General features: G+C 67.0%; 6 protein-coding genes and 1 pseudogene. 5 read left to right on the top strand and 2 right to left on the bottom strand.

Annotated elements, in window-relative coordinates:
• Positions 1-778 precede the first annotated feature (778 nt).
• From ACZ6IM_RS41855 to ACZ6IM_RS41840, 4 genes and pseudogenes are all read left to right on the top strand, one after another.
• Positions 779-1,474 (top strand): annotated as a pseudogene (locus ACZ6IM_RS41855) (transposase family protein).
• 1,216 nt (positions 1,475-2,690) lie between these two features.
• Positions 2,691-2,954, top strand: coding sequence for a hypothetical protein (locus tag ACZ6IM_RS41850; protein ID WP_398918961.1), 264 nt, complete (start codon positions 2,691-2,693; stop codon positions 2,952-2,954).
• A gap of 5 nt (positions 2,955-2,959) precedes the next feature.
• Complete coding sequence (locus ACZ6IM_RS41845) at positions 2,960-3,367, top strand: hypothetical protein (protein ID WP_319217940.1); 408 nt, start codon at positions 2,960-2,962, stop codon at positions 3,365-3,367.
• Between the two features lie 38 nt (positions 3,368-3,405).
• The gene (locus ACZ6IM_RS41840) at positions 3,406-6,300 is read left to right on the top strand and encodes a DEAD/DEAH box helicase (RefSeq protein WP_319217939.1); all 2,895 of its coding nucleotides are present in this window, start codon (positions 3,406-3,408) and stop codon (positions 6,298-6,300) included.
• Positions 6,301-6,383: 83 nt separating this feature from the next.
• Here the strand turns inward: ACZ6IM_RS41840 and ACZ6IM_RS41835 are convergent, their stop codons facing one another.
• Positions 6,384-7,391 (bottom strand): DUF4238 domain-containing protein, encoded by a 1,008-nt coding sequence (locus ACZ6IM_RS41835; protein ID WP_319217938.1) that lies wholly within the window; start codon positions 7,389-7,391, stop codon positions 6,384-6,386.
• Between the two features lie 200 nt (positions 7,392-7,591).
• Here ACZ6IM_RS41835 and ACZ6IM_RS41830 point away from each other — a divergent pair, with 200 nt between their 5' ends.
• On the top strand, positions 7,592-7,780 hold the full coding sequence (locus ACZ6IM_RS41830) for a hypothetical protein (RefSeq protein WP_319217936.1): 189 nt from the start codon (positions 7,592-7,594) through the stop codon (positions 7,778-7,780).
• A gap of 62 nt (positions 7,781-7,842) precedes the next feature.
• Here ACZ6IM_RS41830 and ACZ6IM_RS41825 read toward each other — a convergent pair whose 3' ends face one another.
• Complete coding sequence (locus tag ACZ6IM_RS41825) at positions 7,843-8,631, bottom strand: DUF4145 domain-containing protein (RefSeq protein ID WP_319217934.1); 789 nt, start codon at positions 8,629-8,631, stop codon at positions 7,843-7,845.
• Between the last annotated feature and the right edge of the window lie 198 nt (positions 8,632-8,829).

The following is an 8,829-nucleotide window of genomic DNA, read 5'->3' as shown; positions in this document are numbered from 1 at the left end:
GGCGGGATCAACGGCCTCGCGATCTCCCACAACCCGTCCGGAACAATCCAACTCCACGTACCCCGCCCCATGAACGGACCAACGAGTCACCGCCACGTAGGACACGGTCTTAGTAGTTCTCAACCAGACGGGCCAACACGCCCACCCCCCACAACGGGCCCACGACCCAACCCGTTCACCCGAAACAACAGACCCGTACGGGGCGGCCGACACTGCGTTCGCGACTCTCGGCGGCACCCCGCACCGCACAGGCCACTACGCGGGACAGTCAATGGGCCTACGGACCGGACGACCAGGAGATATGGATTTCAACTAAATAAGCTCGCTACCGGCGTGAGGTGGACCGTGTAGGGCCCACGCCGGCTTTGAGGTGTTTGGCGAGATGCGGGTCCCCAGCTGGATCCTGGTGAGGCTTTTGATTGTAATTCTCCTGATTTTGGATAGATCGTTCTTGCCGATCCACCCACCCTCCTTGCCACGTTTTCCTCCTCACCATGGACTGCTGATCTTTCAGCAGGTCTGCGATGACTTTATTGTCAGCCGCCTTGCTGTCGGCGCCTTTGCTGTCAGTAGGGGGCGCGGGTTTCTCCTGACGAAGAGTGACGGATGTTCATCCCTCACTACGACTGGGCCCGAGGGGCGGTTCACCTGAAGTTGCCACTGCGCGTTTTCAGAGTGGCCACCGGTCGGGCGACGGGGCGGCCTCCCGCCACGCACGAGGCTCCCGTGCCGTTGAGAGAGGTGTTCGACGTCTCAACTCATCAGCGCAGGAGCCTCGTTGGTTCCCTATCCTGCCGCACTCGACCTCCCGCACGCCCTCGTTGAGTGGGTAACCATGCTCATCGTCACCCGTGAGGGTGACCTCCGCTGCAAGCTCCCGCCACACCAGCGTGCTCTCGCCGGCATTCCGTCGGCACTGTGCCCACGCCTACGTCGCCACCGTCGTCGGCTAGCTGTCCCGCCGGGCGCCCGGGCTGCTGCGGGTCCTGCGGAAGACCGATCCCGAGCACGTACTGCTCGACGGAACGCTCGCCGAATGGACCGGGTCGGCGACAGCCGGGCCGACTTCTCCCAGAAGCACTGCCGCCACGGCGTGAACGTGCAGATCGCGGCTGATCCTGCGGGCAAGCTGCTGTGGATCTCGCCCGCATTGCCCCGACACACCCACGACCTGGCCGCGGGCCCGCACCCACCGCAGCATCCGGACCTGCGAGCGCCAAGACGTACCCGTCCTCGCCGACCGCGCCTACATTGGGGCCGGCCCACGGTGACCACACCCATCAGACGCCGTCTGCACCAGGACCTCACCGCGACCGAGCGGACGATCAACCGTGCCCTGTCAGCGGCACGAGCACCGGTCGAACGAAGCGTCGCGAGACTGAAGTCCTGGCGCGTCTTCCGCAGAGCCCGCTGCAGCCTCCACCGCATGACGGCCATGGCCGCCGCCGTCCTCACCGTGGAGCGTCAACGCTGAAAACGCTCATTGGACCGGTTCATGGGAAGTGATGTGCACATGACTGCCGCCCAGTAACGGAGCTCTCGCTCCACACTGGCGAACCGGGAACCCAATCATCACCGGGCAACGTCCGGGGAACGAAACAGGCACTCAGCGCCCCCGACCACGGCCACGATCCTGGGCAGGGGGCTGCTGATACGGATACTGGTGCTGGCTCGACGGGGAGCCCTCCGCCGGAGTCGATGAAGCCGGGCGCCCCCCGCTCGTGTACCCATACAACGAGAAGTGACTGGTCCCGGCCTGCACCCTGGACACAGCAGCTGGATTCACATACGCAGCGTAAGCCGGCACCGGATTCACAGCCGGATAGTCCTGTGCGGGAGCAACAGTACGCCCGACAGGCCCAGCAGTCTGGACAGCCTGCATCCTCGCGGGAGACTGCACAGGCATCGCCGCATACGCCGCAACACTCACCTGAGACGACTCCCGCCAAGCCCTATCATTACGATTCCTTTTGGGTGTCTCGGAATCCAGACACCACCGCCTCGGGCTGTTTGGACTCTCCCTCAGATAACGCTCGAAACCCCGCTCTCTCAATGCTTGAGCCGTCTCCGGACCCAAAGTCGTTTTACGATTAGTCGAGCCCTTTAGAATCCACCCTACAGACGCATGAGGATAATCAACCGTTGCTGCAGGAGGCAGAACAAGATTCCCGAAGCGATCCCTGAAATACCGATCAGGCATACTCCGTATCTCACTCGCAACCTCGCCATCATCCCTCGGTGCCGGCATCTCCTACTCCCTCACATACGACAGCAGCGGGCACTTCCCACACTCCCTGTACGCACGACACCACCAACCGGTTCAATCGAAACCACGGAGAGACCCGCGATCCCGCACGATGACCCCCAAATGGCCCCGGCGGGTACCCCACATCTTCCCCTTTCGCGGGCCGGCCTACAGGGGAAGATGGTTCGGTTCGTGTCGGGTGCTTCAATGTGGCGAGTACCTCGGATTGAGCTTCTTCAGAACGGCCACCGATCGGGTGACGCGCAGCGTCGCGATCCGGGCTGGCACGTCGGCAGTCGCCCTGCTCACCAACGTCGTCAACGCCCAGTGGCTCCTCACTCGCCGGAGGGGCGGCTGAAGAATCTCATTGATGCAGCATGTACAGTTGGCGAAAACATAGGACACCAGAAATCACCCGGGAACCTCCCCGGAGGAACGATTGTAAATGACCAATCACTACGAATCTACCGGACCCGATCCCCCGTTGAGCAGTGATTTTGTGCGTCGGGTGAAGCAGTACCAGACGGCGGCCGTGAACGCCCGGCTGCACGTGTTCCTCCAGGCGCAGGGCGTGCCCGCGAGTGAGGTGGACGATCTCGTGACTGCGCTGGAGGTCGGGGGCGGTCGCCGGGGTGCTGTGCCAGGTGGTGAAGCTGGACGGCAGGGCGCCGGCCTCTCGGGGCTCGCTGTTCGCAGACGGGTGGGGTGACGGTGGTGAGCGAGGCCCTGGTGGGCGTCGCGGGCCGGGAGTGGTTCCGGCGTGGTGGCCGGTCGGTCGGGGCCGTTGAACTGGCCGTACCTATCGCGGACGTGAGGCGGCGTGAACGGACGGACCTGGTGCGGCTGGAGGGGTTCGTCCGGGAGAACGTGCTGCTTGGCACTCTCCCGCACGCCACGGCGCGGCGGCCGGTGCTGGAGGCGCTGGGTGAGGCCGGCGGTCTGTGCACGGCGCGGACGCGGAACGCGGACGGGGACGTCGTGGTCTGCACGCTCGATGCCGGGCACTACGACCCGGACGACGAGCCGTCCCTTAGGGACGGGAAGCCGGGCGGCTGGCACAAGGCGGATGCGTCGATCTGGAACGACCTGGGTGCGTCCTGCATTCCGCATGCGGCCCTCTGAAAGACCACAGGAATTCAGCGCTCGGGGAGGGCGTGGAAATGTCAGCGATTCAGCTCAGGGAACACCAGGTAGATCAGCGCTCCGCGTTTCGCAGGTGGGTGGGATTCCCTGCAAGGTCATCTGTGCCCCCGCAGGGTGCCCGTGCCACGATCGTGTCAGCGACCGGCTCGGGCAAGACGATCACGGCCGCCGCGTGCGCGCTGGAAGCGTTCGCGGACGGCCGGATCCTCGTGACCGTGCCCACCCTGGACCTGCTCGCGCAGACCGCCCAGGCGTGGCGCCGGGTGGGCCACCGGGCGCCGATGGTCGCGGTGTGCTCGCTGGAGAACGACGCGGTCCTGGGCGCGCTCGGGGTGCGCACTACTACCAACCCGATCCAGCTCGCCCTGTGGGCCGGGCACAGGCCTGTCGTCGTGTTCGCCACGTACGCCTCTCTCGTGGACCGGGAGGACATCGATGCGCCCGTGGGCCAGCGGAAGGTGCGCGGGCCGCTGGAGGCCGCTCTGGCGGGCGGGGAGCGGCTCTACGGGCAGCGCATGGACGGCTTCGACCTCGCGATCGTGGATGAGGCCCACGGAACCGCTGGTGATCTTGGCCGTCCGTGGGCGGCGATCCACGACAACCAGCGGATCCCGGCGGCCTTCCGGCTGTACCTGACCGCAACCCCGCGCATCCTCGCCGCGCCCCGGCCGCAGAAGGGTGCGGACGGCCAGGAGGTGGAGCTCGCGACCATGGCCGACAACCCGGACGGGACCTACGGCGCGTGGATCGCGGAGCTCGGGCTGTCGGAGGCGATCGAGCGCGAAATCCTTGCGGGATTTGAGATCGACGTGCTGGAGATCCGCGACCCCTCCCCCGTTCTGGGGGAGTCGGAGGAGGCGCGGCGGGGCCGGCGCCTGGCGCTGTTGCAGACCGCGCTCCTGGAGCACGCCGCCGCGTACAACCTCCGTACGGTCATGACGTTCCACCAGAAGGTGGAGGAGGCCGCCGCGTTCGCGGAGAAGCTCCCGGAGACGGCAGCCGAGCTGTACATGAACGATGCCACGGACGATGACCTGGCCGCCGCCGACAAGCTGCCGAAGTCCTCCATCGACGCGGAGTTCTACGAGCTGGAGGCCGGCCGCCATGTCCCGCCGGACCGGGTGTGGTCGGCGTGGCTGTGCGGCGACCACACCGTCGCCGAACGGCGCGAGAAGATCCGCCAGTTCGCCAATGGCATCGACGCGGCCGGGCGCCGGGTGCACCGCGCCTTCCTCGCCAGCGTTCGCGTGCTCGGTGAGGGCGTGGACATCACGGGCGAGCGGGGAGTCGACTCGATCTGCTTCGCGGACACCCGCGGCTCGCAGGTGGAGATCGTGCAGAACATCGGCCGGGCGCTGAGGCTCAACAAGGACGGCAGCACGAAGGTGGCCAGGATCATCGTGCCGGTGTTCCTGGAACCGAACGAGGACCCGACCGACATGGTCGCCAGCGCCAGCTTCCGCCCCCTTGTAGCGGTCCTCCAGGGCCTGCGCTCGCATGATGAACGACTCGTCGAGCAGCTCGCTTCCCGCGCGCTCACGAGCGGGAAGCGCAAGGTCCACGTCCGGCGTGACGAGGACGGGCAGATCGTCGGGGCCGGCGGGGAGGGCGACGGCGAGGACCAGGAGGACGACGACACGCAGGCCGCCGCCGAAGCCGCGCTGCTCCACTTCTCCTCTCCCCGGGACGCGGCGACCATCGCGGCGTTCCTGCGCACCCGGGTCTACCGGCCGGAGTCCCTGGTCTGGCTGGTGGGTTACCAGGCCCTGCTGCGGTGGCGGGCAGAGAACGAGATCACCGGCCTCTACGCCGTGCCCTATGACGTCGAGGTCGAGGTCGGCGTCACCAAGGACTTTCCGCTTGGCCGATGGGTGCACCAGCAGCGGAAGGCGCTGCGGGCCGGGGAGCTGGAGGAGCGGCGCAAGCTGCTGCTGGACGCGCCGGAGGCCGGGATGGTGTGGGAGCCGGGCGAGGAGGCGTGGGAGAACAAGCTCGCCGCGCTCCGGTCCTACCACCGGGCCACCGGGCACCTTGCCCCGCGCCAGGACGCCGTGTGGGGCGAAGGCGAGGCGATGGTGCCCATCGGGCAGTACATGGCCAACCTGCGCCGGAAGGGCGGTCTCGGGAAGGACCCGAAGCGGGCGGAGGAGCGCGCGAAGCAGCTGGCCGCGATCGACCGGGACTGGAACTGCCCCTGGCCGCTCAACTGGCAGCGGCACTACCGGGTGCTCGCCGATCGGGTCGACGCCGACGGCCACCTGCCCTACATCGCGCCGGGCGTCACCTTCGAGGGCGATGACATCGGAACGTGGCGGTGGCGGCAGCAGGAGCCGGGCACCTGGGCGCAGCTCCTGCCCGAGCAGCGGGAGCGGCTGACCGCGTTGGGCGTACAGGGCACCACCCTCCCCGTGACGGCCGCCGCCCCGGCGGAGCTCCGTCCGGCGCTGGCGGCCGCCCTCAAGGGGCCGAAGAAGGCAGGGAGCAAGGCCGAGGCGGCGTTCCAGCGGGGCCTGGCAGCCCTGGCGCAGTGGGTGGAGAAGGAGGGACAGCGGTCCGTCCCGCGCGGCGCGGTCGTGGAGGTTGCAGTCGACGGCGAGGCGGAGCCGGTGCCGGTGAAGCTGGGGATCTGGCTCTCGAACACCAAGTCGAGGCGGGACAAGCTCACCACGGAGCAGCGCGCCGCCCTCGCGGCGCTGGGCATGGAGTGGGCGGGCGTGGTGCCGGTCGTCGAGGCCGTCCCGGAGCCGTCCGCACCGCAGCCCGCGCCGCCGGCGGTCCCGAAGAAGCGGCCGGTGCGGGAGCACCACGAGGAGTGTGACAAGGAGTTGTACGAGGGCGGGAACTGCACTTGCTGGTCCATCGACCGGTTCGGGCCGCCTTCCGAGCGGGAGGGCTACGGAGACGACTTCTGATCGCTCCCCCGCCGCCGTACGAGACCCCGGGCCCGACGACAGGGCCCGGGGTCTCGTGCTGTCGGGGGCTGGTCGGTGCGGTGCTATCCGCCCAGTTTCGTGACTAGCTGAGCAAGTCTCTGATGCGCGATCGGCGCATGACTCATCGGTTGCTCAGTGTCCTGTTCTGCGGCTAGGGAGATCGTGATGGAGGGAGGAAGCAGGGACGGGGGCTCCGGCAGCAAGGTTGCCCCCTTCGGCCAGGGGTGTCCTGGCTGCCGGTAGATGGTGTCGTGACACAGGGCCAGGGCCCCGCGGTTTGCCTTGCTGGCCTTCCTTGGCGTGAGTTGTTGGTCAGCATGGCGGTCAGGTCGCGGCGTGAGGATCAGCAGGAGGTGAGGGGCCAGTGGTGCAAGGAGTTCTGCATCGTCAGGCAGCACTGGCGGGTAGGGAGAGAACGATCCATCCATTTGCTTCACCACGACTCCCCCATCCGCCAGGAGCAGGAGCGGGCGGTCGGCGCGCAGCAGGACCATCTGCCAGTTCACCAATTTCTGCTCCACCTGATCAGCGGTTCTGAGCTGCTGCCGCAGGTCGCGCCGTGGATCGAGAAGCTTCTCCATGGCGGGAGGGTTGCGCATGATGCCTTCGATGACGCGTTTACGGTCTCGAGGCGAAAGGGGCTGATCGGCCCCCTCGTCCATGTGCTTCGTGATCTCTGAGGCGGTGATGAGCGGTAGGAGATGGTCTTCCACGTGCTTGCCCAGCTTGCGGAATGCCTGCGAGCGAGCCAGTTGGTGAGCCAAGAGACGGATGAGTGCCGATTCATCGCCATGTGCTAGCGGCCAACGGCCTGCGCGTATGTTTTGGAGGACTGCGGCAGCAGGCCCTTCAACGTCGTCGGCCAGGAACTTCTCGACCTCCTGACCATCTTGCCCTTGCTCCGGCATGGGGTTGCTGTAGAACTGGCTGACCACCGTGGCATCTATGACTGAGCTGGGAAAGTCCCGGCCGGCTGCTCTGCGTCTGCCGGTGAGGACTCCGTCCCGCGCGAAGCCCTCCAACCACACTTGTGGAAGCAGGTGGTGGCGCCTGGACACGTTGTTTCCCATAGCGACCAAGGTAAGTGGACACGATGGCCAGGCGTAGAAAGTTTCGCCTGCCGACCGAAGCAGTACGGATCGGCTGCCGATCACGGTCGACGGCGTAGCGGAGCCAGTGCCGGCGAAGCTCGGGGTGTTGGCTCCCGAACACCAAGTCGAGGCGGGACAAGCTCACCACGGAGCAGCGCGCCGCCCTCGCCGCGCTGGGCATGGACTGGGCGGGCGTGGTGCCGGCCACCGAGGCCGCCCCGGCGCAGCCCGCTCCGTCGGCGGCCCCGACGGAGCGGCAGCCGTGGGACCACCACGAGGAGTGCGACAAGCCGCAGTACAAAGGCGGGACCTGCACCTGCGACCTCATCGAGCGGTACGGACCGAACGCCGAGCGCGACGACTACTGACCGCCCCTCGGCTTCTGACTGGACCCCGGGCGCGCCGACAGGGCCCGGGGTGCCGTGCGGCTTCATGCTCCAGCACGGGCCTGGTCGCGGCGTTGTTGGCGTGCCGCGCGAAGGGCAGCACGCTGTTCGGGCTGGACGTAGACGACGAAAACGGCTTCCTGGATCAGCGAAGCCACGTCGTCCACCTCCGCGTAGGAGAAGGCCAGCCCATCGTGAAGGCTCCAGTTGCCCAGAGTCCGGGCTTCGTCGAGGTCGCGGACGACGTCGGCAGGTACGCCCCTATTGGTCAGGTCGGCAATCTTGTCCTTGAGGTTCCGCCCGGTGGCGCTGCGGTCTTTGCAGAGTTCTTCGACGGCCGCCCGGTACATCGCTGCTGCTGCCCGCAGAGCGCCGGCCTCCTGACATCTGGTGCCTTCGCTGAAGAGGTCGCGGACCTCCTGCGGGGCGGCTTCGTCGAGGGTTTGCGCCGACCGTCGAGGATGTACCAGGACCAGAAGCCGTGGCTTGGATGCCCTTTCCTTGACCGCTTCGGCGAAGCCATCGAGGTCGTCACCTTTGGGCAGGTCCGGACCCCAGTGCTGGTGCACCACGGCGGTCTTCCGACAGTTCTGGCAGGACAGGATGTGCTGGACAACGCGGAAGATGTCGTCCTTGGGCCGCGGCTCCGCGCTGGTGCTGGCGCCGCTGAAATCTGCACTTGAGCGGGCGGCGAAGGGCCTGTCCTTCAAGACCGGCCAGATATCGCGTCGGCTGACGTGGTCGAACGCCACGTTCAGCTTGCAGTTCGGGCACTCGCCAGTCGGCGTGCGGGTGTCGATGGCCTCGATCGTGACACGGCTGCGCTCACTCATTGGCAAAGCGTTTCATCTGACTGAGCTGCCCCGCCTGTGATTTGTACGGCTGAAGTCGATGGAGCGGATACTGCCAAGCCGCCGCTACTCAGTGAGCCCTTTCCAACCTGCTTCGAGTGTGCGGCTGTTGGGCTGACAACGTGGTGAAGCCCCTGGTAGATGGGTTTTCGACCAAGAGAACCGTCTCCACCAGAGGCT

Source organism: Streptomyces sp. NPDC042336 (genome assembly GCF_055581985.1).
This window is presented reverse-complemented; position numbering and strand designations above follow the sequence as displayed.

Bases quoted from the DNA above. Each gene is read 5' to 3' on its own strand.
- ACZ6IM_RS41850 (WP_398918961.1), top strand. From the start codon at position 2,691: ATGACCAATCACTACGAATCTACCGGACCCGATCCCCCGTTGAGCAGT.
- ACZ6IM_RS41840 (WP_319217939.1), top strand. From the start codon at position 3,406: ATGTCAGCGATTCAGCTCAGGGAACACCAGGTAGATCAGCGCTCCGCG.
- ACZ6IM_RS41835 (WP_319217938.1), bottom strand. From the start codon at position 7,391: ATGGGAAACAACGTGTCCAGGCGCCACCACCTGCTTCCACAAGTGTGG.
- ACZ6IM_RS41830 (WP_319217936.1), top strand. From the start codon at position 7,592: ATGGACTGGGCGGGCGTGGTGCCGGCCACCGAGGCCGCCCCGGCGCAG.
- ACZ6IM_RS41825 (WP_319217934.1), bottom strand. From the start codon at position 8,631: ATGAGTGAGCGCAGCCGTGTCACGATCGAGGCCATCGACACCCGCACG.